Raw genomic sequence first — 26,653 nt, 5'->3', positions numbered from 1 at the left:
AAATGACTAACTTAGAACAATCTTTTGATACACGTTTTGCAGTGCAATTTTCACCAAGTACATTTTTGATGCGCTTAGGACGCCGTGAAATCTTTGTCTGTAATGATTTTCGAAATCGTCATTACCAAGTCAATCCTTTGATTGAGTGTTCCACGGGAGTTCAGGCTGGTCACCTAGAGATTCTATTGTTTCGTAAGTGGCTGGTGATTTTGTCAAAAGCAAGATGATGAGGTGCTTAGTTTTTATATTAGCTTTGTTCTTATTTTTTTCAAGACTGAGTTAACGCCTCGACCAAGGCGTTAACTTGCTAAGTATAGTTGTGCTTGATAGCCAAGGGAAGTTATTGATTTGACTTAATAAGTTGTAAGTTATTGTGAGAAAAAGCTAATTGGGTGTGTATTTAATTAAAATCCGAGATCTGACAATAAATCATCTACATTTTCTTGATTAAGTTGTACTCCGCCCACGGATCCTGGACCCGCTAATAGATCATCTTTTTTCATCGCCGAAATCGTACCTGCTGGTGCGCCGCTAATGAGCAATCCCAGTAGATCAGTTTCAGTTCTTTCGAGCAGACTCACCACCTTTTTTATTAGTTGTCCAGTGAGATCCTGGAAATCTTGCGCCATCATAATGTCAGATAAAGCCTTTTCCATTGTCTCGCTATTACTCTTGGCAGATGCGACAAAGCTGTGTGCCTGATTTACTATCTCCAGTAACTCATCTTTAGAGAGATTTTCTAGTGGTACACGATTGAATTGAGAAAGTAATTTTTCTGCATCTTTGGTCGCGGCGTGTTGTAAAGGTAAAGTGTCCTCGACTGTTGACAAAACAGTGTTGGCGGCCTTCTCTGTCAATACACCAATGTGGTTGAGTCTTTCTCTTGCGGAAGGAAATTCATTGGAGGCTTCGGCTAAGATGTCATTAGCACCAACCCAAGTCAGGGCATCATGCAGAGCGCGGACGACATGCCCTAATCCTTTATACATTAATTCGGGATTTTCTTCGACTGTCCCATTAACTGCAACTTGTGTTTGATTCATACGAAACCTTTTTTGAGCTTGTATTGATGAATCAATACTAAATCAGAAAGATTAATCCTTCAATATAAAAGATTGTTTTGGGGGGAAATACATCGTTAAGAAAAAATTTCCTTTCGATTCAAATTGGAATTTATATCTCAGAAGAAAACTGGGTCATGTGGTAAAGTGATGGAAAAATTAAAGGACTATTGTGGCCACTCCAAATTACGGATACGAAAAACGTCAAAAAGAATTGGCGAAGAAGCGCAAGAAAGAAGAGAAGTTAAAGAATCGGGCTGAGCGGGGTAGTGCGGAAACTGAGGGCGATGATCCTGATGAAGCAGCGGTCGGGGACGTACAAAATGATCACAAAAATAGTTCGGTTTAGCTAACGACGATTTGTGGATGTTAAAAAGGGAAGTGCACTGTAAGTGACACTTCCCTTTTTTATTTTGACGCTGATCTTCCGATTAAATCATTTTGTGGAGTTTAAATAGGTGTCTGGCAGGCTGAGTTGAGCGCGTTCTGCTTCAAACAGCAATGAGACAATCCACCAGCGTGTTCCATCGTACATCAATTGCACACTATTGATGCCGCGTTGTGTTGTTTTATTTTTGTCCATGGTAGTTTCATAGGTTGTGAATACCTGGGCTAGTTCACCCCATAGTTCTGTTTTTCGACTAATTTCTTTTTCTCTAAATCCCGTATCAACCAATATCGGGCCCGAATTGGCAATATAGTCACTTAGTGTGAGAATTCGTAGGCCTAAATCTTTGCTGTCGCGCTTTGGGCTGATAGCCATAATTCTTGCTTCGGGAATAAACAAAGAACGCATGCGGTTCCAATCACGAGCTTGGCCAATTCCACCTGAAATGACATCGTAAAGAGCGGCCATAATGCCGTCAATAGTCTGCACGTCCGCGATTCTGGCTGGCGGTGTAGCCACCGTGACCGGCGATACTTGTTGCAACATTATTGGTGTATCTGCAGCGTAACTTGAGGTCGTCAAAGTCAGACAGGAACTTAGTAGAATCCCCGCGATCGATATGTGTTGAATTATTTTCATTCCGAGTCCTTTTGATTATTTGTGCACTAATCGTTTGGAGTGTGATGAATTCAGAAAGTTCATCTAAAACTAATTTTGATTCTCTTTTTAATCTGTAAATCAAGTCCAAATTCTTAATTATGTTGACATCGTATTTCATTGAAATAGGCATGTATTGGTCGCTAATAAAGCAAATGTTGAGCTGAGAATCTCTTTATAATGCGTTTATCCTTGATTAACTAACTATGAATTTGTATCGTGAATGAACTTTTACGCAGAGAGCAGTCAGAAGAATTGTTTGAAGAAGTTGCCAATTATTTTTCACTTTTGTGTGAACCAACACGATTGAAGATATTGAATTCTGTTTGCAAAGGTGAAAAATCTGTTGGGGAAATTGTGACTGCAGTCGATTCGACCCAAGCAAATATCTCTCGCCAAATTAACCTTTTGTATCGGGGGAAAATATTGGCTCGACGTAAAGAGGGGACCCAAGTGTTTTATCGCATCGATGACGAAAAAACACTAAAGATGTGCCAATCAGTATGTCGACAGATCGCAGATCGCCTGGGTATTGAGGGAGATTTGATGGCGATTTGATGTACTGCCTCTCATCAATGTGAACATCTATCTCAGTTTTTGCGTCTCATTGACTTGGGGACTGCTAGTGTCAACGTGAAATTTGATAAAGGACTCGGGCATGAAAATATCTCTACTGCGGACATGTGTAAGCGCTATCGTCATTGAAATGATGAGCCCTTTCATCGCCAACGCTCAGTCGCCATCGGATCTGAAGGCCAGCATTAAGCTAAGCAGTGTAAGCATGGAAGCGGCGCAGGTTGCTGCTAATTCGGCATTAAAAGCATGCCAAAAAAAAGGCGCCATGGTGGCGGTCGTTGTGGTCGATCGATCAGGTGTACCTTTGATAATGCTAAGAGATAATCTGGCTGGGATGCATACGCCAGACACAGCAATGCGGAAGGCGTGGACTGCCGTCAGCTTCAAGAATTCGACGACAGAACTAGCGACAGTGACGGCATACAATCAGGCGAACAGCGGGATCAGACAATTGCCAAATGTTGCTATGATCGGTGGCGGTTTGCTGATTCAAGATGCCGGCAGCATTATTGGTGCAATTGGCGTATCAGGTGCTCCGGGCGGTGATTTGGATGAAGAATGTGCATTGGCGGGAATCAAAGCTATTCAAGATGCGATTGATTTAAATTGAGTTGATGACCTTTGTGCAAACTAGCGCAGAATCTCCGTCATCTTGTAATTTCGCTAGCATTGGGATGGTGCTTGACTCCATCAAACTCTGAACTTTGAAGTGTTCAGCGTTTTATAACTCATTGATTGCGAAGTGCTTCGTCGCCAAAGACGCTGCTGGCTCGATTCTCATGCTTAAATTATGTTCGCAGAATTCGCATAATTTATATTATGTCAAATTGCGTTGCGTGAATTGACCCGTAAATTACTGTCTAAAATTGCCACCGTATTTCGGTCGGCAAAACGGGCATTCTTTCCCAAGTTTGCAGCGATCGCGACAGCAATTTAAAAACAGCAAAATCTCAGACTTCAAAACGCCCGCTTCCCGCAGGCGTTTTTTTTCGTCTCCAATTTTACGATAAATTCGCCGCCGCTGTGCGTCGTTCGGTTTCCATTTTCTGAGGTTCCTAAGCCAGTAATATTCACGACGAATATTTTCAAAGGCGCGTTGTTTTTCCGCGACGCTTAGCGGCGCATATCCAAATAGATCGAGTTGTGTCATAAATTCGAGTACAGCAAAAAGAATGCCCGCGGGCAATTTTTGATTAATTAAAAGGCAAAAGAAGTCTTTTAATGTGGGGTCGCCGCTGTTTGACATGTAAAGGAAAATGCTTACACGGAAACAAACCGCTTTCGACCTTCGAGGCTCGCGCTGAGACGCGACAACGAACACGGACAAAAAAAAGCCCCGCATTAACAGGGCTGGAATTAAGCGAAGGATCGACCGTGCCGGACAGCTTGAATTCAATGGATAATTTGACGACGATTTTGGACGGAGATATCTCCGCTAACGACCTTCCAAAAAGAACCAGAATCAAGAGCAGCAAGATAACCCGTAGCACGATAGGACATAGAGCCAAATTCAGGAAAAAATTCTCTAATCTTAATTCCTAAAATTTCCTCGTATTTGCGGAGCGTCCTTTTTTCATGCCAAACGACAAGTACCTTCCAACCGAAAAAATCACCAATGAACAACATGCCAAAAGCTTTTTGAAGTTCATCAATATTGCCAGCGTATTTATCAATAGCGATATTTGCGACATCAACTAACTCCTGAGAACGTTGCTCAGAATGTAATTTTACGTATTTAGACATTTGAATCCCCTTTAGTTAAATTTTCACGCTTCACCTTTTGAACTTTAAGAATAATTAAAAGTTCTGTGTTTCTTGAGTTGGCATTTTTTGCGGCGAAGCTGGAAAGCCAAGGGACAGGAAACGAAGACCGACCATTTGATTCCTTAGAGTCAGTCAAGCCACCCAAGACAAAAACTTCACCGTCAGTTAAATCAATATCACTTTTGGCTTCACGTTTGATTAATGTAGGACTGTTATTTATGCCCGTCTCTGTTTTAACAAAGCTGGAAATCGTTTGTTGAAAATTTACACGAATAACATCTCTAAACACTTGCGGTTTGAAATCAAGAATAACGCCTGAACTTTGCCGCCATATAAGACGCCTTCCTGACGATGTATTGAGCCGCACCACGTTGAAACGCTGTGCTACCAATGACAGCAATGCTATCAGCAGCAGCCCATCTAATCGCGCTCGTTGCCATAATTCTCGTGAGCACCATGCGACCGCCGACAGCGATAATTAGAGGTAGGACTGCTTTTGCTTCTTGCATCATCATAAAAGAGCTATTAAGAACGAAGGAAATGCAAAGCAACACAGAGATAAATTTTTTCTTCATATCATGCTTTCAGGACGACGAATAAAGAAATCAAAGAAAAACAAACCACCGATAAAGAGCCGACCAATTGACGGACATTTTCGGCTAATTGACAATGCTGATCGAAGACGAAGGTATGCCCCCAAAATTCCAAAGTCTCAAAACGTGGACACTGAACGGAACCATGAGAAAGTGACAGATTTTTGAATGTAGGAAGCAACCCGAAAACCTTCGTGATAACACTGTTAGCCGTCGGCGTATCTTCGAGCGTTGGCGCAGAAATGTTAGGATTACCGCCGAGCCATGCCGTAGAACCAGACCCGCCCACACTTCCACCAGACGAACCACCGGAACTAGGAGGCGAATAATAATTAGGCGTACCCGTAAAATCAGTTGCGACACTACCGCCGAACGGGGGAGGAGGAGTTTGAGAAGGCACAGTGCAAACACCGTTAACTTCCGTATTCGGTAAAACACAAAAACAAGCATTATTTTGTAAGACAGTCGGAGGCGTACAATTGACAAACAAACTGACGGGCTCAACGAGTGACCGAAATAAAACAGGAGTCGTAACGCTAGAAATATCACTATTCGTAATTGCCGACAAATAAGGAGCGCCGTCATAATTAGGCTGAATCCTTGTCACATTCCATAGCTGAGAAATCCAACTCGCAAAAGTTTGAATCGAAATGTATTCACCATCAAAACGATGATCTGCCAGAATTTCGGCCATCGTGCCATTTACAACAGCGCCAGCACCGCCGATAAAAGTCACGCTCGAATCAGTTGCGTAATCATTTAAAATCGATCCGTAGTAGTTCATATCTACCGAAAAAACATAATGAAAATAGTAGTTATTACCGGATACCACTAATTCACGCGTTGGAAATTTTACGTCATTAATTTTTGCTTGTTTCGCCGCGTTCCACATTAGATATTGCAGTTGAGCGTCCGCACATAAACGAACATCATTACAAGCGATGGTGATTTGCACATCAGGCTTAGACGCCTGTGTAAAGTCTTTCCCAGTAAAACTACGGGTAAAACGAGCAGATGCAGGAGCAACGGGAAATTGAGAACAACCGCTTATACACGCCTGCCCTATTTTTGACGAATATGTATTTGATGGTGGTGCAGGTGTCCAATATCCATCGGATTCGACTGTGTAATTAAACGTAAAAGTCCAAGACGAAAATGGAACCATAGGCTGTGAGTCAGGAACGCCCTGAATCGTCGCTAAAGCCAAATTAGGAGTAATGGAGAAATAAGACTCATTGGTTAAAATAATATAGGGAGACGCGACAGGAATCATCGCAAAAAAACCACGCAAAAAAGATGACCCAGCGAGTGAATAGTATGGATAGACAGAAGAACCAGCATCAATCAATTTTCTTTTAATAGCCATGACCGTGCGATTAACAACGAGGTCGCTAGAGTCCTGACCGCCCGCAATTAATTTAGCGCGAACAACAGACGCAGCAGCAGTATCCCAAGCAACTTGAGCGAGACTATTAAAAGAAAACAGAGCGAGAATTAATGCGAGAAAAATTTTCATGTTAGTCATTCATCCCGACGACAATAGCCCAAGCGCAAACAACGCCAAGCACCAGAGCAAACAATAAATACGCATCACCCATAATTTCCCCCTATTCGCAAGAAAAAAAAGCCGCTCACTGAACGGCTTTTCATTTGGACTTTCCGCGATTAGCGAATCATGCCCAAAACTGTCTTTACACCTTTGATAGTGACGCGCAAACCTACGAGCGCAACACCAACAGCCATAATTGCGACCAAGACATCTGTAAAGCTAATTGCAGATGTCAACGAAGACAGAGATGTCGCTGGAGGAGTAGCAGAAGCAATGCCAGCAGCTAAAGCCAAAGAAACACCCGCAACCAATTTACCCACAGAAAAATGTGCTTTTTTCATTTTGAAACTCCACAAAGTTAAATAAACGGAGAACCGCCCCGCAACGGATTAGCCACGACGGACTAAATCTATAATTGCCCCCACATACCGACCAGCAAGGAAGCAAGCTAAAACCAAGAAAAAACTATAATCAAATGCCTGTTTGAAATCGGCGGGAGCTGGCACATCACCGTCGAATTCTTCTTGAGTCACCAACTGATAAGCACAAGTGGATGACGAAGGAACAAAAACAAGTTCGTCGCCTCCGCTAGTTGTAATCGTTTTTGTAGCTACGCAAACAGGCATTTGATTAGCGCTTTCTTAAAAATAGAAAAATCATTTTCGAATTCGTTTAACTTCGTAAATATGAAAATGAAGAATGTTCATATCTTGCGGGCGATCCTCAATAAACTTCATCGGTTTTACCCAGCCAATTCCATCAACACCTAAAATACTTATGGCATTTTTCCAATACGATGGACTAGGCAACAACTTGCAAATAATTTCATCACCAACGGTGAAAAAATGTGCATAAGTTTGCCAAACGATGAAATCAAATTTAAATAATAAACAAGCGCAATCAACGCGCAAACGATCACCCACCACGGTGCAAGAAAGCACCTTTGCAACTATTGAACATGGTAAAGAAATCGCTTGCATGATTAGTCGTCCTCGAAAAACTCTGATACTTCGAAACCCTCTGAGCAGTGCACTGCCGCCGTCTCAACGGCTGAATCGTAATCATCAAAACGCCCTGCTTCTTTGAGCCTTGATGTGTACGAAACATCGCCGTAATGAGGGAATAAAAATAGCGCGCTTTCGTTGTCTTGGACGATGAAAACGCGACGCACTTTATGCTTTCGGTGCCTTTGCGACTTCTAACGGACGCAAGGCAACAAGTTGAGTTTTTTGAACTTTACCGCTCGTAACAATTTCAAAATCAGCGTCAGCTTCAAAAGGGAAATTTAAATGCTTATATTTTTCAAATTCGACAGAAGTACCAAAGCCATATTCAACAGACGCAGATCCTTTAGCGGTTCCTTTGGAGTCATCGAGACTGACCTCAACGAACACCTTTGTCGAATCGAAAGCCGTCCCATTGTCCATTTGACCCTTGTTGCACTTCATGCCTGTAACTTTTGCACGTGATGTAAATTTCATTTTGTACCCCTAAAAAATTAATGGCTGAATGAAAAGCCTTGACCCTCAGCACAGCCGAAGACTGAGGAAGCTAAATCTGTTAAATCTTGAAAAGGCGTGAAATTGCGCACTTCTTGACGATGTAAAGGAGTGAATCCTTGCGGGGCAATTTTGGCTAAACGCTTCGGGTAATCAGTGGAATCCGATTCGAGAAGGTCGAGCAATTCTTTGTCCGTGTCATATAAACCGCGCAGAACACGAAGATATTTCCCGAACTGTGTTTTGATGACTTCCATAGAAGCCTGTACGGTTATTTCTGCACGTTTTACTTTGGTTTCAAAACGATTGGCGTCAGAATTGCGTAAATTTTTAAGCCATTGATATTGGCAAAAAAACTGCTCAGGATTAATTAATACGTCGAGAGAAATCAAAGTGTCTTTACTCTTAATTTCTAGCTCTACACGTTGCCAGGAAGATGACTTATCGCCCAATTGCCTACCTTTGTCATAGCAACGAAGATAAAGATCAGAAGTCCTGACGCCGATAGCATGTGTAATGCCCGCTTCACGCCCGCGATTTGTGTGGATACACCCAATAATCTGATAACTAGACCAAGCATCTTTATTCTGCAAATGCTGTCTTTGTCTTACGAAGTCACCTCTGTGGTAAGCCTCTGCAAATTCTTCATGTGTACAAACGCCCTCGTAATAATCCGCAGCCAGATCTACGCGGGATAAACGTACATCCGCACCGTTCTTATTTAACAAAGTCAAATATTCATGTAATTTCACTGCTGAATCTGGAGAGGCATTTAGCCAACCATCGCCCGAAATTGTCACCAAAAAGCGGTTGTTTCTGTGACCTATACAGAAAAGACCCCATGATTCCCCGATCACGTATGAGTCACGGTGAAAATTCATTCCATGCGGATTTTTTTTAGAAATACCAAAGCCCTGACCGAATATTTCTTCCAACTTTGCCGACATAGCGCGAGCAATGTCATCGTCTGTAAAACATTTGTCACCGTCAGACTTGAGCCAGCCCGTAATATTTACGGAGAATGACAACCAATCTAAAAAAACAGCATTATTTGAACCGGAGCGCTTTAAAACTTGCTTCACTTCCCCGTCAGCTAAAGTAAGCGTCACGTAATCTGATAAATCATGTTCCCCTCTATTAGTACGGAGGGGTTGTTCTGACGCGCCCTTTTTCGGCTTGCGCTCCTCGCTTCGCTGCGGTGCGGAAGCCGAATCGTGTGCGATATATATGCGATCACCGATTTTTGATTTTGTGCAATACATTAGGATCACCGAGTTCTTAGTTAAATAATTTCCGTGACGCGTCACGAAAATTAAAGTTAAAATTTAAGAAATTTTTAACAGAGGTGTTCAGATGGACAGTGAAATCTTTTTTGCGAGCATCACGCTGAATTTTTTTCTTCTGATCGCAGTGATTGCGTACAAAATAAAATGCGACCGGATTCTCAGAGAATTTCACAGGCTCTTGAACACGAGGCCAAAACAACCGCCGCCAGACGAGCCTTACGCACACATACCGAAAAGCCCTCCTAACCCAAACGAACTGAGCCAGAACGCACTGGCAACATTGCAAGAGTTGGAAGAAGTCAATCCGAGACCAAAGCCCTACGATCCAAATACGGACGTTAGAAAGATTGGACGCTATGATCGACATTGGTAAAGTTTTCATAACTGTTCACCAACAGCCAAAAAATTAAATTTACGAGCCTTTACACGCGCTCTATACGCTTTTGCACGTTGCGCCGGAGTTTTCGCGTCAATTTTCGACGGGCGACCCCTGCGAGGTGTATCAAAAGCATCACGGGTAAACTTGTCATTTGGCTGTTTCATGATAAAGTTCTGTAAACTTCACGTCCGTTAATAATTAACTTTCGTTAAGTTAGATTAACGACTGTTAAGAGTCAAGGAGAATTTTTATGAAAAGCGCAAAATATTTAGATCTTGCAATGCAAAAATGCGGGTTTAGATTCGACAAAGAATTAGCTAAAAAACTAAATTTAACAGGCGCGGCAGTTTGTCAATATAGAAGCGGAAAACGCATAATGGACAACGAAACATGCGTTGCAGTAGCAATATTATTAGAAATTGATCCGCTAAAAGTGATCATGGATTGCGATATGGATAGAGCAGAAAGAAGCGGTCAAAAATCGCTATGGGAAGTTTTTATGACGAGGACACAGACAGTTAAAGAAGCTGGTGTTGCTGCTGCCCTCGCTTTGGTGTTTGTCACAAATATTTTGACACCAATCGAGGCGAAAGCCGCGCCAGCTATAGAAGTTAATCAGCAACAATTTATATTATGTCAAATTAATGATTTCAATTATGCGCAGATTATTAGCCAAATTTACCGCAGTATTTAGGTCGGCAAAAAGGACATTCCTTCCCAAGTTTACAGTGATCACGGCTGCAACTCAAAAATAATGAAATCTCTTCTTTTGAAACGACTGCTCACCACAGGCGATTTTTTGACTTCCACAATTCGATAATGCCGACGTCGGATTTTTTCGTTTGGTTTACATTTTCGCCGATTTCTAAGATGCCAGTATTCGCGCCTGATCGTTGAAAGGCAATTTTGTTTTTCCGTAACGCTCAAGGTCTCAAATTCAAACAATTCTAGTTGATGCAATTTATTTTGTAGTCGATACAATTTCCACATTAAAACAATTTTTTAAGATATAAAACATTTCTACTGCACCGGTCAACGCGCAAGCTTGCACTCACACCAGAGGTGGAACGCTACTATGCGGAAGTCCGACGCATCCTTGACGCCGTGAATGAGTCAGAATCGTCATTTAGGGAGAACGTCGATCCGTCTGGCTTGCTTCTCGTCGCCTGTCCAACTTTACTGGTCCATGCATTCGTGTTGCCGCATATCCCCCGTTTCCCTTGAACGCTATCGAGGATTGACACTGGATCTCTAGGTCAATGATCGCTTTGTGAGTCTGGTCAATGAGGGAGCTGAGCCGGCGATTTGGATTGACCATTTGGAAGACAGCGCACTACGCGCACGGCGCATCGGTTTGTTCTAGCGCGTGTTCGTAGCCAGTAGGGCCTATCTCGCTAAACGCGGCGTTCCCGTTACACCTGATGATCTACGTGGGCCCGATTGCGTGATCTACACCCTGCTGTCGTCAGGTACCACATGGCGTTTCCGGGATACCGAAGTTCCGGTATCCGGCAGACTCCGTGTCAACTCACCAGTGGCCGTACGCGAATCGGTCAATGCCGGATTAGGGATCGGACATGGGTCGGAAGGGCTTTTCGAGGAAGGGCTTTAAAAAGAAAGGCCTAAGAACGGCAACATGCAATTGCTTCTGACATCAAGCCATCTTCGATAAGCGGAAGGTAGGCTACGATAACGCTGAAGCTAAAAAAACCAATTTCAACAATTTTTTCAAACAGGAACGTGCTTCGCCAGGCTTATTAAAATCGCTTCGGGCCGTATCGGCAGATCGCGCAGGCGCGCGCCCACGGCGGCAAAAATGGCATTGCCTATGGCAGGCCCGACGACCGTGGTAGGCGGTTCTCCCATGCCGGTTGCCGCCAGCGTGCTCGCGACAAATTCAATCTCCATGTCTGGCACATCGGCCATCCGCAAGGGCTGGTAGGAATTCAAATTAGTGTCTTTGACTTCACCATTGATGAACTCTGTGCCTTCGTGCAGCGCCATGCTAACACCCCACAACGCGCCCCCTTCCGCTTGCGCCAACGCGCCATCGGGATGAATGATGGTGCCGGCATCGATAACCATAAATAGCTTTTCGACTTTGACCATGCCGCTATACCGATCTACCTTGACGCGCGCCACACAGGCTGTCCAGGTTGGCATGTCGCGCTCTTGGCCAAAGGTGCAGGCAATACCTAGACCGGTATCGGCTGACAAGGTGTTACCCAAACCGTTACCCCAACCAGCTTTATCAGCAACACGCTGCAAAACATTGGCCAGGCGCTTGGCACCGTCCACTGCGTTCGGTGTGCTGCCGGCATTTTTGCCAGTGGCATCGAGTAAAGAAAGACGGAATGCCAGCGGATCGGTTTTGCTAGCGATTGCCGCCTCGTCGATAAAACTTTCCACGGCCCAGTTAGTCCATCCTGGCGCGACTGATCGCAACCAGCCCGGGCGGAAAGTGCTATTGGCTAAATCATTTGAAATTGCCCGCACCTGATGCGCGCCCACGTTGTACCAATGATCAGCACCGGAGATCGAAAACGGATCGTAGGGTTGACCATTTTTACCCATGGGCATGAAGGCCGGGATCATCACCTGCGTTGGCCAGCCGGCGCAGGCATCGTGTTGCATCGCGGTCACCGCGCCAGTCTCGTTAAATGCCATGCGCAGGCGTTGCATCGAGGCTGAACGAGGCGAATCAAAACGTGCGTCGTCGGCGCGTGTGCACAGCATCTTGACCGGTCGCCCGATCGCCTTAGCAGCTAGCGCCGCGGGCACCGCATAATCACCGTTCAGCCTGCGGCCAAAGCCACCGCCGATCAGATAGGTATGCAGGATCACCTTGCTCTCGGCCACGCCCAAGGCCTTTGCCAGTACCGGCAAAATCAGCGACTGCCACTGGTTGCCGGTATGAATATGCCATATGCCGTTGTCTTCCAAAGCCAGGGCATTCACCGGCTCCAGCTGAAAATGCAAAACGGTCGCAGTACTATAACTGTGTTCAATCGTGCGTTTGGCTGCACTAAAGGCTGCGGCAACGCCGTCATCGGCCACCACAAGAGAGCCGAGTGCCGGATCATCAATCAGCTTGGTTGCATGCGCCTGAATATCTTTCTCGGAAACCTTGGCGCTCTCCCCCGCTTGCCACTCAATGTGCACTAGATCCGCCGCCAAGCTGGCTGCAGCGTAAGAGTCTGCGTACACCATCACCCACCCTGGCACCGTGCCGGATGGATCTTCTAGCGCGATGGTTTTGAGATAGCCTTTTATTTTTTTTGCCGCGCTGTCATCAATCGATAATACCTTGGCGCCATACCGTGTCGGCGGAATGCGCGGGCGGGCGTAGAGCATGCCATCGACCACTGCATCGATCCCATAAACAGCACGGCCATTGACCTTGTCAGGCACATCCAGTGCCTGCACGTTTTGCCCTATCAGTCGCCGTTCTTCCGGCGCCTTCAAGACCAATGCTTTTAATTGTTCCGATGAGTATTTGCGTGTGAGATTGCCCTTGCTGACGATATTGGCGTAAGAGATCATCTGACTGCCTGAACTGACCACGCCATTGCGCGCCTGGCAGCTACTCGCAGCAACACCCAAAAGCTTTGCGCCCTCTTCGATCAAGGCGATGCGACCGGCAGCGCCGGCGCGGCTTAAGGCATCAAAACTTTGCCACACCGACCAGCTGCCGCCGGTGACCATCGTGCCCCACTTGGGATCGCTGTCAACGTAACGCAAACGCACTGAGGCCCAATCGGCTTCCAACTCATCCGCCAAAATACGTGCCAGCGCGGTACCTATATGCTGGCCCATCTCGGCTTTGGCTATATTAATCGTCACCAGCCCTGTGCGATCAATCTCGAACCAGATGGTCGGATTAAATATTTTATGAGTATTTTCTTGCGTTGCCGCTGCTGCTGTGGCTGCTGCGAACGAGATATCGGTGCGCAAAAACGCCAGCGAAAAGCCGCTACTCACCGCGGCAATCATAAAGCCACGGCGCGCCAGCGATACCTGGCCAGCATCGTTCCCTAGTTTCTTCTTCGCAGCAGTAGTGAGCCGGTCACCGAGCTTGGGTGTTGTTGATTTTTCGTCAGAATTGCGCATTAATTTATGCCCCCCGCAGTTCTTGTGCAGCCAGCTTGATAGCTTGACGAATACGCACATACGCCATGCAACGACACAGGTTGCCGCTCATGACAGCATCAATATTGGCATCATTAGGATCAGGGTAATCCTTCAGCAAGCTAGCTGCCTGCATGATCTGCCCCGATTGGCAGTAACCGCATTGCGGCGCTTGCGTGGCGATCCAGGCTTTTTGTAAGGGGTGCTGGTCGTTCAGATCCAGTCCCTCTATCGTCAAGATGTCGGCATTCTCGACAGCGCTTACCGGCGTCATGCAGGAACGAATTGCGCGACCATCGAGGTGTACGGTACAGGCGCCGCACAGCCCGATGCCGCAGCCAAACTTAGTTCCTTTCAGGCCGATCTCATCACGAATTACCCAAAGCAGGGGTGTCTCAGGAGAGACATTGACTGAAATCGATTTACCGTTGAGCTTAAATTTGTTCATCATTTTTACCTGAATGGATGGTCCTCAAATACGACACGTTGATGAATATTTTTAGTTCTGGCGACACCATCATGGCGCACTGGCCTTACGTGCCGCGACAACACTTGCCTCAAGCCTGTCCCAAGGTGGTAAGTCGGTACGGCTGCGGCGCAGGTAGCTCGCCAATTGAACCAGATCTTCATTGGTCAGCGATGCGGCAAAGCCCGGCATGTAGGAACCGGGCGCAATAGCGACCATGTCGGGCGCCGCATCGAAGGTACCGCCAGCTCGTCTGGCTGCACCGGTTAAGATTACGCGCAACAGATTGCTAGGGTCAGCGGCAGTGAGTGCACTGTTGAGCCCTAGTTCTGGCCGGACACCGGTGGGAATGCCGTTACTATTGGAGTGGCATGAGGCACAGGCTGCTAGATATAAGTTGGCGCCACGCTGGGTATAGAGGCCATTGACTTGTGCTGATTTACCCATGATTTTGGCCAAATTCGTGGCTGCGATGGCATCTGCCGATGCAGTCGATGTGGTGGCGACCGGACTGCCATTGATATTAACAAAGTAGGTTGCGAGCGCATGGATATCGGCATCCGGTGACAGTGCCAAACCCTGATGCACGACCTCCGACATAGGGCCGCTGGCGACCCCATGAAACTGCGAGACTCCGCTACGCAAATAGGCGAATAGCTCTGCTTGTGTCCATGGCAAAGGCGAAGTATTGGCGGCGGTCAGTGCAGGCGCGAACCAGCCATCGATCTGGGCACCTAAATAGGCCGAATTTTTCTTTTCTGCACCGAGGAAGTTGCGCGGCGTATGGCATGCCGCGCAATGCGCTATGCCTTCGGCCAGGTAACGCCCACGATTCCAGTCAACACTTTGCGATACATTGGTCTGATAAGGCTTTTGGTCGAAATACAGTAACTTCCATCCCGCCTGTAGCGAGCGGATGTTCAAGGGAAACGGAAGGGTATTGACCGGGGTGAGCGCATGCACTGCAGGGCGCGTCATCAGAAAGGCATACAGCGCGCTTAAATCTTCATCATTGATGACCGTGAAATGGGTGTATGGAAAGGCTGGGAATAAATGCGCACCATCCTGCCGCACGCCTTCGCGCATCGCTCGCTTAAACGCGTCTTGCGACCAGTGGCCAATGCCGGTATCTGGGTCGGGCGTAATGTTGCTGGAATAAATGATGCCAAACGGCGTTGCGATCGGTAAGCCGCCAGCCAAAGGCGCACCGCCTTTGGTGGTATGACAGGCGGCGCAGTTTCCCATACCAGCTAGCACTTGGCCTTTTTGCACCAATTGAACCGAAAAAGCACTCGCTGGCGGTGGTGTAACCGCCGCCAAGGCGAAGCGCCAAAAGAAGCCGACCACGCCCAGCGTAACCACGAGCAACAGGCCGACCAAACTGAGCAGAAGACGAAAGAGCAAGGCGCACCCCAGACAAGATTAGGTTAAACAAACTCTGTTCGCTGCCCGTGAATTTGTTGATCAACCTAGTCTAGAACGAAGTGCTTCCCTTTTATGTTCGCTAGGGCACTTAAGAAAAAATGATTGCACTGAACATGAAAAATTCTGGCATTAACTCAGTACCCACTAAGCCAAAACATCCACACTATCGAGCGGTGGTGACTGCCCGTGTGCGGCCTTTATCTCTGCTCTTTGTGCCGATGTTTTGACTTCGTTCAGCGCGGCCGCAATGCGTGCATCGTCACTGTTGCCGTCATGCGGGTCCAATTCAAGCGAATCGATACGAGGGATGACGGAGACATCCGGAACGATTTCGGTCGTGACACTCGCTAGCTCATCGCTTTTTTTATCGACGACTATTTCGCCGAGGCGGTATGCCGCGACTGCCGCTGCAACTGAGGGATTTATTGAGGGACTTATTGAGGGACTTATTGAGGGATTCACTGGCGTCGCCTGCGGTTGCACTGTGGCATACTCAAACGCGGCTTGCGCGCTAGCAGGTATGGCTTGACTGGTGTTGGTCCTTAATACATTGCCGACAGAAGCCGAGGTAGTGTGTGGGCTCACATCTTCAACAGGAAATGCATTAGGTTTCGCAACTATTGACGGGTTATTCGTTACAACATCCTCATTTGTTACCCTCTCCTTATTCGTTACCACATCCTTATTGGTCACCACACTCTTATTAGTTAACTTCGCCTCGCCTTGCACAGTTGGCGCTTCTTTAGTACCCGAAGTTTCAGAATCAATTAGATTCGCAGGCTGCTGTATTGGCTGTATATGTGGTCGGGCGGCGTTGGAAATCCGCGATTTTTTGTCGATCTCGATGGAATTTCCAGCAAGTTTCACGTCATCGTTAGTAGACCCAGCAGGCACAACAGAAGCGGCGGCTGGTTGCTTGAGCTGATTGCTGGCCGACTCAGCGATAAAGGCTCTAGTCGCCCCCCCTGATTTCGTATTGCTCTCGACGCTCTTGCTTCTAGGCGCATCCACCTTATCGTCACTGTTTAGATCGGTTTGTGTGGCGATAGTGCGACTCGCTGCCACGATTGGCCTCACTCGGTCAGCTTGCGCAGAGGCGGCTGTGACGCCTTGGCGAGTTGGTGCAGCTTGAGCATTTGAATCTATAGCACTCGATACTATGCGAGTTTGCCTCGTTTGGATTTTGGCACTTGTGCGTGGCTTTGTGTTGGATTGCACTTTAGCATTCAGGGAGGTGTTGTCCTGCCTATTACCGAGATTGTCGCCCTGCCCGGTTTGCGTGACAGCATTTTCTGCCGTCGCGATTTTTGCACTACTTCGAGCTAAATTAGCGGAATTAAGACCTACTTCAATCGAGGAATTGGGAAGCGTGGGTGAGCTATCAAAATTACTTACCACCGCAGGCTGTGTCGCTCTTGCAGCAATTAAATCGGGCACAACCGCGACTGGCGCAAGCACAGCATCACGCTTTGTGTTTGTGTTGGTCTCCGCGTTCGTGTTGAGTTGCACTTTAGCATTCAAGGAGGTGTTGTCCTGCCCGGTTTGCGTGACAGCATTTTCTACCGTCGAGATTTTTGCATTACTCTGCGCTAAATTAGCGGATTTGAGACCGAATTCAATCGAAGAATAAGGAAGCGTGGGCGATTTATCAAAATTACTTACCGACACAGGCTGTGTCGCTTTTGCAGCAATTGAATCGGGCACAACCACGATTGGCGCAAGCACAGCGTCACGCACAGACGTGGGAACTTCGGTCAACAATTTCTCGACCGATGCCGCCGCGCTAGAGCTAGTTGTATCAAGCTTATTGGCAACGTTATTGGCAACGTTTTTGGCAACGCCGCTGTTAGCGTTGGTGCTGGTGCTGGCGTTACCAACAAGCTCGACCGCACCCGCCTGCGTGCTTGTCGCACTCGATGTAATCGGCGTCGCGTCTATCGCAGCGCCAAGTGATTCATCGGCCAGCAAGCGTTGCAATGCGCTATTAACCTCCTGTACATCTGCGCTACTGAGCTTAGAAAGGTTTGCATCGACCATGTCCAGATCAAATCGGCTCGCTGGCACCGCTCCTGAAAGCGCTGGAGTAAAGTCACTCGTAAACAAATCTAACTTAGGTTCGCTTACGAGCAGTTTTGCCTCAATCACCACCAGCCCCTTTAAAGCCTTATCTAGCAAGTTTGTCGTTTGCGCGGGATTCGCCTTAAAAGCTTTTTCCAGTGCCTGCGAATCTATCTTGAACTGATTTGGATTAGTCTTCTCAGTCGCTTCGTTAAAATTAATCCCTACTTGCGCCAAACTATCTATGAACGACTGCGTATGCTCTGATCCTATCTGGACATTTTGCGTGTGTATGGCCAGCAAAAAGCCAGTATCAAAAGACGAGTCGAATGAATTCGTCAAAGCACCAACGCTGGTTTGAAATCGATTGAACGCCTCGACAAAAAATGATGCAGTCGCAACGAGCTTGCTAAAATCGCTGTTGGTAGTGGTGCCGCTAGCAATCGCTTTCGCTTGCTGTGCTTCTTGGGTCTGAAATACCACGGTGGCAGCGAGTAACTGTGCCAGTGTGGAAAAATCAATGACGGTGGCGCTCGCATCGGCCACGTTTGAGGTACTTAGCAGGCTGCGCGTGGTGGTATCCACATCTAGTGCCGCCAGCGCTTCAAGCTTAATAGCAGGAACAAGAGTAGTTGCGACCGGTGCAAGGGCGGCAACGGCAGCAGGACCAATAGCGGCGATATTTATACTCATACAATCCACTCCAGTTTTCATACCAATAGGCGAGCGCATGTCGTACCCAAGATCACTCATCTTAAACCTTTGGAAGGAGTAGAGGAAGCGCTAATGGTGAATCGGCATGTCAGTTGCAGATTGATACGATGTAGCTCTAGTGTCTGTTCGCGAGAGCACGTTGAATGCAGAAATGGAGAGGCTGGAGGCACGCGCGACGGATAGAAAATTCAATAGTTCTGTCAGGTTAAAAACGGCAAGTCAAAATTCTGGAAGGTTTTGTATTCGTTTTCACACTGCGCCCACGTCACCGTAGGGGATCGAAAGCGCGGTTTTCACTTCGCGTTTGAACAAGGTCGTTGGTCGATAGCTGCTTTTTGGAATATTTCGTTTCTTAACGAATGTATTACACCAAGTTTTTTCAATTTCATACTCATTGACATGTAAAACGTTAGAAACTACATGCCAAATGGATGTCGTTCTCGTAAAAAGTGATGTTTTTGACTGGCATGATGTTTGCTCGGATTGCAATGACGGGATTGGCAGATTTTACTTATTTAGATTTAAGACCTGCTAGCTGTTAAGTTTTTTGGCGAAACATGGGTAAGACATTTTTGCAGCGCAAAGCAGTTTGAAATTTGGCGTGGGCATGTTGTTCGCTTTAATCCTGTTCCTCGTTCCACCATCTCATTCATTGACTGTAAGACTAGGAGGAAACAAATTATGCATCTACCTAATTTCAATCGCAACTCTAAGCGAAATGTGTTCTCAACACTTATCGTTGGCCTAGCTTTTGGTTATGCGGCGCTTACCAGCGCGACCGCACAAAATACGGCACCTGTCGCTCCAAAAGCGCCTGCGGTACCGAGTTTTCCTTGTGGTGGTGTAAACCCGATTGGGGTTCAACTGAAACCAGTCCCTAAACTGAGTAATGGTGAATTCACAAATCCAGGCGCAGATTGCGCGATGTGGCAAACTTTTATCTATCTCAATTGGCCAGCTAAATCGGGTCAACGTGGCATCCCCGATACCTCTGCCCTATTCGGCGCGCCAGGAACAACCGTTTGGGAAAGTTTCCTCACTGAAGAGCAGGTATTTTTGCCTAATGGAGCTAAGCCACAGCCTTGGAATAACAGTGTAGTCAATGCTGCGCTTCCAAAAGAAGTTGCCAGTGAAGTCGCTGTAGGTAGTGTGCGAATGTTGACCCGTACGGCAAAGGTATCTCCTACCGTGGCCAACCTTCAGGCAACGCTGAAGGCAAATAAGAGCCTGGTTGCGAACACGACCATTCCACTCGATGAGATCACTCAATCGGATGGCAATATTCTTTATGACCAACAGAAAAACCCTGTGTACTACGATGTAGCCATGAATAAGGCTCAGTATGACTACATCACTCAAAACAGTTTATACAACGCAACGACACAAGCTACATTTGCCAAGACCACGAATATTGTGTTGCCTTCGGGATCAATCGAAGTGAAAGCGGCTTGGAAAGTGTTGACGACGACAGAAGCAAGCTCTGGGCGTTTTCACGTTGCAAAGGGATATATTCCTGGGGCTTCTGGTGGCAAATCGGTCACTATCGGCTTAGTTGGATTTCATATTTTCGCGAGCGGTGGAAAACAAAATGCGGGTCTGTGGGCGACCTTTTATCAGGTCGATAATGCGCCGTTAATGGGGGCAACGCCTAAGCAAAACTACAGCTTCAATAATCCTGCTAGCAAAACTCCTGTTAATACCAAGGGCACCAATCCAACTCAGGTCGTACAGGTATTTCCGGATGACGTGAATGCGGCGCAAGTCAATACGCAAGCGCAAAAAATTATCGTAGAAGGCTTCGCAAAATCGCCGTGGCAATACTACGCGATGATCGATACACAATGGTCCAAGACCGTGCTCAACCTCGCGACTCCTGTTCCGCTGTCGGTACCACTATCTCCAGGTAAGGCTGGCGACATTAGTACCAATACGCTAATCAATCCGGTGCTAGAAACTTTTATGCAGACCAAAGGGAATAGCTGCATGGGTTGTCATTCTTTTGCGACTACAGCGCAAAAAGGCAGCAAAACCGCGACAGGCTTCAGTTTTATGTTTGGTAATGCGCAAGCACCCAAGTAGAAGGTTGTTATACGAAGTTCAAGTCTAATGCTGCCACCACCGTGGCAGCAATTTTTGAATTTGTGATTGTTTAAACCGATCATCAATTAAGTAAATCACGCCGCGATCAGACGTTGTGCGAATGACTCTTCCCGCGGCTTGAACCACTTTTTGTAATCCCGGATACAAGTAAGTGTAATCATATCCCGCACCAAAAAGTTGTTGCATGCGTTGTTTGATTTGTTCATTGATCGGATTCAACTGCGGCAATCCTAAAGTTGCGATAAATGCGCCTATCAAACGAGTACCGGGTAGATCAATTCCTTCGCTAAACGCACCTCCTAAAACCGCAAAGCCGATTCCTTGGCTGCTTTCAGTAAAGTTCGCGAGAAAATTATTTTTCGCGGATTCATCCATGCGTCTCGTTTGCGTCCAAGCTGTAATCTCCGGAAAACGCTCCTGAAACAAGTTAGCTACCTGCTCCATATACTCAAAGCTGCTAAAGAAAGCGAGGTATGCGCCGGGCATTTCTTTGAATTGTTTTGCCATTAGTTCAGCGATGGGTGCCAAGGATTGCTGACGATCAGCGTAACGAGTTGATACAGATCCAACGACATGTACAGTCAATTGTGCTGCGTTGAATGGCGATTCAACATCGACCCAGGCGGTGTTATCTGGCATGCCTAGAAGATCGTTATAGTAATTCCAAGGGCTTAAGGTCGCCGAGAATAAGGCACTGGTGTGAGTTGCCTTAAAACGTGGTTGCAAAAACGGTGCAGGAACGATATTACGAATACAAAGCACCGATCCGAACTTTGAAGTGGTGATATCGAAAATCGAATGTTCACCAAAACTCTCACTTAGTCGAATGAAGAGCAATGCATCAAAATAGAAATCTTGTAGTAGTCGATTGATCGTTGATGGATGCTCAGCAAAATACGCACCAATTTCGCCGCACAGCGATACCAATGCCTTAGTGAATTTGTCTGGCAACGTGGCGCGTACTAAATATCGATTTTCGTGCTTGTTACTGACGCCATCAGATTTTTCTAACGTCAGCCATTGTCGATGTAGTCGGTCTAGCGCTTTCTTTAAGCTTGTGGGTGCTTGTTTACGCATTTCTTTAAAACGCGCATGACTCAATTCAGTGGTGTACATAGCACGAGCCCGCGACACCATATTGTGTGCTTCGTCGACGAGCAAACCAATCTTCCAGCCGTTGCTCACCGTCAAACCATACAACATCGCATTGAGATCAAAGTAATAGTTATAGTCACCAATAATGACGTCACTCCATTTCGCCATTTCCGTGCTTAGATAATACGGACATAATTGGTGAATCAATGCGACCTCTCGCAGTTGGGCCTGATCGAGAATGGCTACTTGCGCAGCCGCCGCGCGTGCAGCAGGTAGACGATCATAGAAGCCTTTGGCCAATGGGCAGGAATCACCATGGCAGGCGTTTTCTGGGTATTCGCAGGCATTGTTTTTAGAGACAAGCTCCAGTGTTCTTAGCGATGTACTTGGCAAGTTTTCCTGCAAGATTTCAATTGCATTGAGCGCCAATTCACGACCTGAAGTTTTGGCAGCTAAAAAGAAAATTTTATCGACTTGATGTTCAGAACTGGCTTTCAGCATGGGAAAAAGACTACCAATCGTCTTGCCTATGCCGGTCGGCGCTTGTGCCAATAGGCAGCAAGCACGATTGCTCGCTTTATACATCGCCTCGGCCAGAGCCCGCTGTCCTACCCTAAAGCTTGGATGCGGAAAGGACATTTCACGCAGCACCAGATCACGTTGCTCGCGATGAACTATTTCTTGTTTCGCCCAAGTGAGAAACTGCTCGCATAACTGCTTGAAGAAACTTGCTAACAACATCGCGTCGTGTGATTCGACCATCGGCGTCTCTGTCTGCTTATCGACGTCGTAGTAAATTAGGGCGACTTTAATTTCAGGTAATGCTAATTTTTGACAAAGCAAGTAAGCATATATTTTCGCTTGTGCCCAATGAAGCTGGCGTTGATTATTCGGTATCGCATGAAAGTCGCCACGATAGGTTTTAATTTCCTCGATCTGCACGAGATCGGGATCATAGCCATCTGCACGACCTTTAAGGCATAGCTCTTCAAAGCGTCCTTCAAGTCGCACTTCACGTTGATAGCTGGCTTTTCGGCGGGATGTGACTTGATTATGCCCTTCGATACCTTCTAAACCTGAAGGTGAAGGGGTAAAACGAAAGTCCAAATCCCCCTGCTTGGCAGCAAACTCAACCAAACTCCTCACGGACACGATGTATGGATCTTTGCTCACTGGCTATCCTCAGACCATTCGAGATAACAGACGGAGATCGGCATCTGATGTAAAGCGCAGTAGTCGATCAAGCGCTTCTGATTGTCTTGAAGGCGGTCACCTGGGCCTTTAACTTCGATCATGTTGTAACGTTTTTCGCCCGGCCAGAACTGGATGAGGTCTGGGAAGCCATTTCGGTTGGCTTTGATGTCAGACAAGATGCGATTGAACCAATGTTTCAGATGTGCGGGCGGAATACAATTTAATGCAAGATCAAGCAAGGTCTCGTCAAGCGCGGCCCAAAATACAAAGGGTGATTGAATGCCGTTCTTGACTTCGAAGGTTTGGCGGATGCTTGTGATATACGCATCTGTATCAAGTTGCGCTAGGCAGCGAGCGAAATCCTCTTGCCGTCGAGTATGAAAATCTGCGCTCATTAAATCAACGGGGCCGCGATGAAATGGATGAAAAAAAGCACCGGGTATCGGTTTAAAAATCACACTCCAGCACAACAAGCCAAACAAGGAATTGATGAGGGTGTTTTCTACATAAAACACTGGCGTATCTTCACTATGCAAAAAATCTCTCACTACACCTTCTACATAAAACGAACCTGTTGGATAGGGTAACTGGAGATCGATCACATCCACTTCTGTGGCGCTGGGTGCTGATAGCTTTTGATGCCCAAGCTTACGATTCAAACGTGGCGCGCTGCGTTGTAACTGCTGCAATTCTGCTTCACTTTCTGGTGCCGCTAAGGCTTCATTGAGTAACTGCAATGCTTGTGCGCTTTGCCCTATTTTCTCAAGCACCCGGATTTTACGTAGTCGTACGCCAACATACGGCGTCTGTCCGTAGATCTTTAAAGCCAAGTCCCATTCTTTGAGCTTTTCCGCCTCCTGTCCTAGCTGGAATAAGAACTTGTGGCGGCGTCGGGCTATCCAGCCGTTGTCGATATGTAGCCCCGCAACTTCTTCAAAAACGATATCAATGGGCTCTTCTTGTTCAAATAGGTCGCGGCACTGCTGCAAGGCGATGTAGTCCTCGATGTCACGCCGGGTTTGAAAGCCACGCGACTCACGGGAAATATCGATGGATTCATAGCGATAAATACCAAGATCCGACAGGACAAATTCCGACCAATCCTGATGCCAGTTACCAAAGAAGATCAAGCGCAGGCGATCACACAGTGCTTTGTTCGTGATATGAATGACCGTTTCTTGCGAACTTGGATGCCAGGCCGAGTACTGTTTTATCTCGGGCTCCAGTTCGCGCAGGTAGGCCAACTGTTCAGCCTTGTTCAATTGCTTGTAGGGCGCCGTGAGGGCAAAGGCTGATACGATTTCCGGCTTCTGCAAAATATCAAAAAGTTGGTCAATCGATAGCGCCGGATCTAGACCTATCCATCCGGCATTAAGCAGCGGCGCCGATGCAGCTTGCACATCGCCGATCTCTGCATAGCTCAATTTGCTTTGGCGGAAAAACTCCCCTTTGCGCATGACCATACGGACAAATAAGGCACGAGCATTTTGTGGCATCGTGGAAAAGCGCGTAATCAACTCCCGTTCTTCGTCAATCAGCACGTCATCATATCGCTCGCTCACCCAGTCGAGAACCAACTGAAAGTTTTCAAGGTAATACAGAGGATTCTCTAAGACTGGTTTCATGGGGGAAAGGCGATGTTTTAATTTGCCGCTGAATTTTCTACAATTTTTGCTAAGCGTTTGGGAAAAGAACAAATTAGTGCAAAATAAATCAAGTAAATTTGTTCTCGAATTGAAATCTATCGATAGGAGAAAATAAAAAATAAAAGAACAAAATTATGCAAATCAACGATATCGAAGGGCAACCGGCTTGCTAAGTCTGCCTCATCTCAAGTAATTCGCTGTTGTGTTCAGCGCAGTTGGACAACCTATCCGGGATAAAAAATCGAGAATACATTTTAATTGTGTCGGTCATCACAAACTCCCGCAAAAAAAACACCTAAGATAAGTCCATTAATCTTATTCATTATTAACCTTAAGGGATGTTATCGTGTTGGACGCAATTAAAGAATACAAAGAATGGCGTAGTTATAAGGTACCTGTACGACAAGCGCTTCGTTTGACGTGGAAAAGCAAGCTAGCTTTACATTTCAAATAGCTGCTTCAATAACCACAGTGAGTTTTTTGCGTGATTTTGACATTAAATACGAAAAATTAGCTCAGACTTTTGGTCGATTGCTGCAATAAATTCTAGCTTCAAAATTGAGAACCTTGATATGGTTCTCGGTTTTGAAAGCAATTATCTGCGAAGTGTACTTTTGAATGTCAAAAAATTTTTAGCTCTGCCCAAATCGCTCTACCGCAAAAGTATTAAATTTCAAACAGAAAACCACTCAAGTTGTATCTAGTGTAACGGCGCTTCACCGGCGTTATGGGACACAATTCGGACAATGAAACTCCGTGAGGCAGCGTCGATATCTGTTGGTATTTACATGTTCTTCAGTCGAATATCGCAATAGGGAAACTTTTGAGTTCGATTTACAATCCTTATCAATATGCGACGCAATTGGTAGTGATGCAATTGGTAATAATGCAACCAAGGCGTACTGCTTCGTAAAATATCCTTGAAAACGCATAATTAAGTGAATGCTTCTAATTTCTCTCGGATCGAATAAATCTTCCATTTATGCTTTGAGAGATGTTAAGACTTGAGGTATTTTTCGTGTCTATTTTTATTGTTGCCATCCTCCACATTGCTTAAGTGTCAATTTATGTTAAATTTTGAAAATTTCTCCTTTGAAGACGTACAAAAAGCGCATCAACGCATCGCTCCCTTCGTAAAAAAAACACCGGTACTCAGTTCGCAAACAGCGAATCAATTGACTGCCGCAAAACTATTCTTTAAGTGTGAAAGTTTTCAAGACACAGGTGCCTTTAAATTTCGAGGTGCTTGCAATGCCTTGCTGCAATTTACTGCTGAACAAAAAGCACGTGGTGTTGTGACTTTTTCATCTGGGAATCACGCACAGGCAATTGCAAAAGCTGCGCAGAAATTTGGAATGCGTGCGGTGATTGTGATGCCGAAAGATGCACCTGAGATCAAAGTGGCCGCAACACGTGGATACGGCGGCGAAGTTGTTTTATATGACCGATATACTGAGGACCGAGAAGAAATTGGACGTCAGTTAGCACACGATCAGGGTCTTACTCTAATTCCACCGTATGATCACCCTCATGTTATGGCTGGTCAGGGAACCAGTGCGAAGGAGCTGATCGAAGAAGTAGGCGAGCTCGATTACCTGTTTGTCCCCTTGGGTGGCGGGGGGCTCTTATCTGGATGTGCCACGGCAGCCAAAGCTCTAAACCCTAATTGCATCGTGGTTGGTGTCGAACCTGAAGCCGGCAATGACGGACAACGTAGCTTTCTTAGTGGCAGTATTGTGCATATCGAGACACCGAACACCATCGCCGATGGTGCGCAGACCCAGCACCTCGGGCTTCACACTTTTCCGGTGATTCAACGCTATGTGGATGATGTGTTGACGGTGAGCGATACTCAATTGATCGACGCGATGAAATTTTTTGCGAGTCGTATGAAACTATTGGTAGAGCCGACAGGTTGTCTAGGGGCTGCATTGGCATTTAGCGGAAAAATAGCGATGGACAACAAAAAGGTGGGCGTTATTATTTCTGGTGGCAATGTCGATTTAATACGATTTGCCAAATTTGTACAAGAATCAAATGGTTGATTGCGCAATTTGATTCTTATTCTCCGTTTA

The 26,653-nt window shown here is 46.4% G+C and carries 23 protein-coding genes and 1 pseudogene; 8 read left to right on the top strand and 16 right to left on the bottom strand.

Annotated features, from left to right (window positions below; all coding sequences use genetic code 11):
• The first annotated feature begins 2 nt into the window (after nucleotides 1–2).
• Nucleotides 3–227 carry a hypothetical protein gene (locus tag ACO0KW_RS05950; RefSeq protein WP_423051569.1) on the top strand — a complete coding sequence of 75 codons (225 nt, stop codon included), beginning with the start codon at nucleotides 3–5 and terminating at the stop codon, nucleotides 225–227.
• A 177-nt stretch (nucleotides 228–404) separates the two neighbouring features.
• Here the strand turns inward: ACO0KW_RS05950 and ACO0KW_RS05945 are convergent, their stop codons facing one another.
• Nucleotides 405–1,043: a protein phosphatase CheZ gene (locus tag ACO0KW_RS05945; protein WP_423051567.1), complete on the bottom strand. Its 639-nt coding sequence runs from the start codon at nucleotides 1,041–1,043 to the stop codon at nucleotides 405–407.
• A gap of 190 nt (nucleotides 1,044–1,233) precedes the next feature.
• On the opposite strand from ACO0KW_RS05945, the gene ACO0KW_RS05940 reads away from it, so the two are divergent.
• Nucleotides 1,234–1,410, top strand: a complete 177-nt coding sequence (locus ACO0KW_RS05940) for a hypothetical protein (protein ID WP_423051565.1) — start codon at nucleotides 1,234–1,236, stop codon at nucleotides 1,408–1,410.
• Nucleotides 1,411–1,497: 87 nt separating this feature from the next.
• Here ACO0KW_RS05940 and ACO0KW_RS05935 read toward each other — a convergent pair whose 3' ends face one another.
• Nucleotides 1,498–2,088: a hypothetical protein gene (locus ACO0KW_RS05935; protein ID WP_423051563.1), complete on the bottom strand. Its 591-nt coding sequence runs from the start codon at nucleotides 2,086–2,088 to the stop codon at nucleotides 1,498–1,500.
• 237 nt (nucleotides 2,089–2,325) lie between these two features.
• Here ACO0KW_RS05935 and ACO0KW_RS05930 point away from each other — a divergent pair, with 237 nt between their 5' ends.
• Together ACO0KW_RS05930 and ACO0KW_RS05925 are read left to right on the top strand one after the other, a co-directional pair.
• Nucleotides 2,326–2,664, top strand: a complete 339-nt coding sequence (locus ACO0KW_RS05930; RefSeq protein WP_423051561.1) for an ArsR/SmtB family transcription factor — start codon at nucleotides 2,326–2,328, stop codon at nucleotides 2,662–2,664.
• A gap of 100 nt (nucleotides 2,665–2,764) precedes the next feature.
• Nucleotides 2,765–3,292 carry a GlcG/HbpS family heme-binding protein gene (locus ACO0KW_RS05925; RefSeq protein ID WP_423051559.1) on the top strand — a complete coding sequence of 176 codons (528 nt, stop codon included), beginning with the start codon at nucleotides 2,765–2,767 and terminating at the stop codon, nucleotides 3,290–3,292.
• A gap of 243 nt (nucleotides 3,293–3,535) precedes the next feature.
• Here the strand turns inward: ACO0KW_RS05925 and ACO0KW_RS05920 are convergent, their stop codons facing one another.
• The 8 genes from ACO0KW_RS05920 to ACO0KW_RS05885 all read right to left on the bottom strand — a co-directional run bounded on the left by ACO0KW_RS05920 (nucleotide 3,536) and on the right by ACO0KW_RS05885 (nucleotide 9,349).
• Nucleotides 3,536–3,928, bottom strand: a complete 393-nt coding sequence (locus ACO0KW_RS05920; RefSeq protein WP_423051557.1) for a hypothetical protein — start codon at nucleotides 3,926–3,928, stop codon at nucleotides 3,536–3,538.
• 146 nt (nucleotides 3,929–4,074) lie between these two features.
• On the bottom strand, nucleotides 4,075–4,425 hold the full coding sequence (locus ACO0KW_RS05915) for a hypothetical protein (RefSeq protein ID WP_423051555.1): 351 nt from the start codon (nucleotides 4,423–4,425) through the stop codon (nucleotides 4,075–4,077).
• The gene (locus ACO0KW_RS05910) at nucleotides 4,418–4,837 is read right to left on the bottom strand and encodes a hypothetical protein (RefSeq protein ID WP_423051553.1); all 420 of its coding nucleotides are present in this window, start codon (nucleotides 4,835–4,837) and stop codon (nucleotides 4,418–4,420) included. Before ACO0KW_RS05910 ends, ACO0KW_RS05915 begins: the two co-directional genes overlap by 8 nt.
• 185 nt (nucleotides 4,838–5,022) lie before the next feature.
• A complete protein-coding gene (locus tag ACO0KW_RS05905; protein ID WP_423051551.1) occupies nucleotides 5,023–6,555 on the bottom strand; it encodes a hypothetical protein in 1,533 nt (510 codons plus the stop codon).
• A 149-nt stretch (nucleotides 6,556–6,704) separates the two neighbouring features.
• Nucleotides 6,705–6,929 carry a hypothetical protein gene (locus ACO0KW_RS05900; RefSeq protein WP_423051549.1) on the bottom strand — a complete coding sequence of 75 codons (225 nt, stop codon included), beginning with the start codon at nucleotides 6,927–6,929 and terminating at the stop codon, nucleotides 6,705–6,707.
• A gap of 315 nt (nucleotides 6,930–7,244) precedes the next feature.
• On the bottom strand, nucleotides 7,245–7,568 hold the full coding sequence (locus ACO0KW_RS05895; RefSeq protein ID WP_423051547.1) for a hypothetical protein: 324 nt from the start codon (nucleotides 7,566–7,568) through the stop codon (nucleotides 7,245–7,247).
• 192 nt (nucleotides 7,569–7,760) lie between these two features.
• The gene (locus ACO0KW_RS05890) at nucleotides 7,761–8,069 is read right to left on the bottom strand and encodes a hypothetical protein (protein WP_423051545.1); all 309 of its coding nucleotides are present in this window, start codon (nucleotides 8,067–8,069) and stop codon (nucleotides 7,761–7,763) included.
• Between the two features lie 17 nt (nucleotides 8,070–8,086).
• Entirely contained in the window at nucleotides 8,087–9,349 is a 1,263-nt protein-coding gene (locus ACO0KW_RS05885) for a replication initiation factor domain-containing protein (RefSeq protein WP_423051543.1), read from the bottom strand.
• Between the two features lie 653 nt (nucleotides 9,350–10,002).
• On the opposite strand from ACO0KW_RS05885, the gene ACO0KW_RS05880 reads away from it, so the two are divergent.
• Nucleotides 10,003–10,446: a Cro/Cl family transcriptional regulator gene (locus ACO0KW_RS05880; RefSeq protein ID WP_423051541.1), complete on the top strand. Its 444-nt coding sequence runs from the start codon at nucleotides 10,003–10,005 to the stop codon at nucleotides 10,444–10,446.
• Between the two features lie 317 nt (nucleotides 10,447–10,763).
• Nucleotides 10,764–11,361, top strand: a pseudogene (locus ACO0KW_RS05875) (substrate binding domain-containing protein); the annotation flags it as partial.
• Nucleotides 11,362–11,480: 119 nt separating this feature from the next.
• On the opposite strand, the gene ACO0KW_RS05870 reads toward ACO0KW_RS05875, so the two are convergent.
• From ACO0KW_RS05870 to ACO0KW_RS05855, 4 genes are all read right to left on the bottom strand, one after another.
• Complete coding sequence (locus ACO0KW_RS05870; RefSeq protein ID WP_423051539.1) at nucleotides 11,481–13,862, bottom strand: molybdopterin cofactor-binding domain-containing protein; 2,382 nt, start codon at nucleotides 13,860–13,862, stop codon at nucleotides 11,481–11,483.
• A 4-nt stretch (nucleotides 13,863–13,866) separates the two neighbouring features.
• Nucleotides 13,867–14,331: a (2Fe-2S)-binding protein gene (locus tag ACO0KW_RS05865; protein ID WP_423051537.1), complete on the bottom strand. Its 465-nt coding sequence runs from the start codon at nucleotides 14,329–14,331 to the stop codon at nucleotides 13,867–13,869.
• 66 nt (nucleotides 14,332–14,397) lie between these two features.
• Nucleotides 14,398–15,750 (bottom strand): cytochrome c, encoded by a 1,353-nt coding sequence (locus tag ACO0KW_RS05860; protein ID WP_423051535.1) that lies wholly within the window; start codon nucleotides 15,748–15,750, stop codon nucleotides 14,398–14,400.
• Nucleotides 15,751–15,915: 165 nt separating this feature from the next.
• Complete coding sequence (locus ACO0KW_RS05855) at nucleotides 15,916–18,522, bottom strand: hypothetical protein (RefSeq protein ID WP_423051533.1); 2,607 nt, start codon at nucleotides 18,520–18,522, stop codon at nucleotides 15,916–15,918.
• 702 nt (nucleotides 18,523–19,224) lie between these two features.
• Between ACO0KW_RS05855 and ACO0KW_RS05850 the strand changes: the two genes are divergently transcribed.
• The gene (locus tag ACO0KW_RS05850) at nucleotides 19,225–20,622 is read left to right on the top strand and encodes a hypothetical protein (RefSeq protein WP_423051531.1); all 1,398 of its coding nucleotides are present in this window, start codon (nucleotides 19,225–19,227) and stop codon (nucleotides 20,620–20,622) included.
• A 24-nt stretch (nucleotides 20,623–20,646) separates the two neighbouring features.
• Here ACO0KW_RS05850 and ACO0KW_RS05845 read toward each other — a convergent pair whose 3' ends face one another.
• Together ACO0KW_RS05845 and ACO0KW_RS05840 are read right to left on the bottom strand one after the other, a co-directional pair.
• Nucleotides 20,647–22,911 (bottom strand): helicase C-terminal domain-containing protein, encoded by a 2,265-nt coding sequence (locus tag ACO0KW_RS05845; protein ID WP_423051529.1) that lies wholly within the window; start codon nucleotides 22,909–22,911, stop codon nucleotides 20,647–20,649.
• Complete coding sequence (locus tag ACO0KW_RS05840) at nucleotides 22,908–24,557, bottom strand: VRR-NUC domain-containing protein (RefSeq protein ID WP_423051527.1); 1,650 nt, start codon at nucleotides 24,555–24,557, stop codon at nucleotides 22,908–22,910. The genes ACO0KW_RS05845 and ACO0KW_RS05840 overlap by 4 nt, the downstream gene beginning before the upstream one ends.
• A 1,088-nt stretch (nucleotides 24,558–25,645) precedes the next feature.
• Here ACO0KW_RS05840 and ACO0KW_RS05835 point away from each other — a divergent pair.
• Complete coding sequence (locus ACO0KW_RS05835; RefSeq protein ID WP_423051525.1) at nucleotides 25,646–26,623, top strand: threo-3-hydroxy-L-aspartate ammonia-lyase; 978 nt, start codon at nucleotides 25,646–25,648, stop codon at nucleotides 26,621–26,623.
• The last annotated feature ends 30 nt before the right edge of the window (nucleotides 26,624–26,653 follow it).

Source organism: Undibacterium sp. Ji22W, assembly GCF_049340305.1.
In the GTDB taxonomy this organism is placed as follows: domain Bacteria; phylum Pseudomonadota; class Gammaproteobacteria; order Burkholderiales; family Burkholderiaceae_D; genus Undibacterium.
The sequence above is the reverse complement of the archived record's forward strand: the minus strand, read 5'-3'. Positions and strand labels throughout refer to the sequence as shown.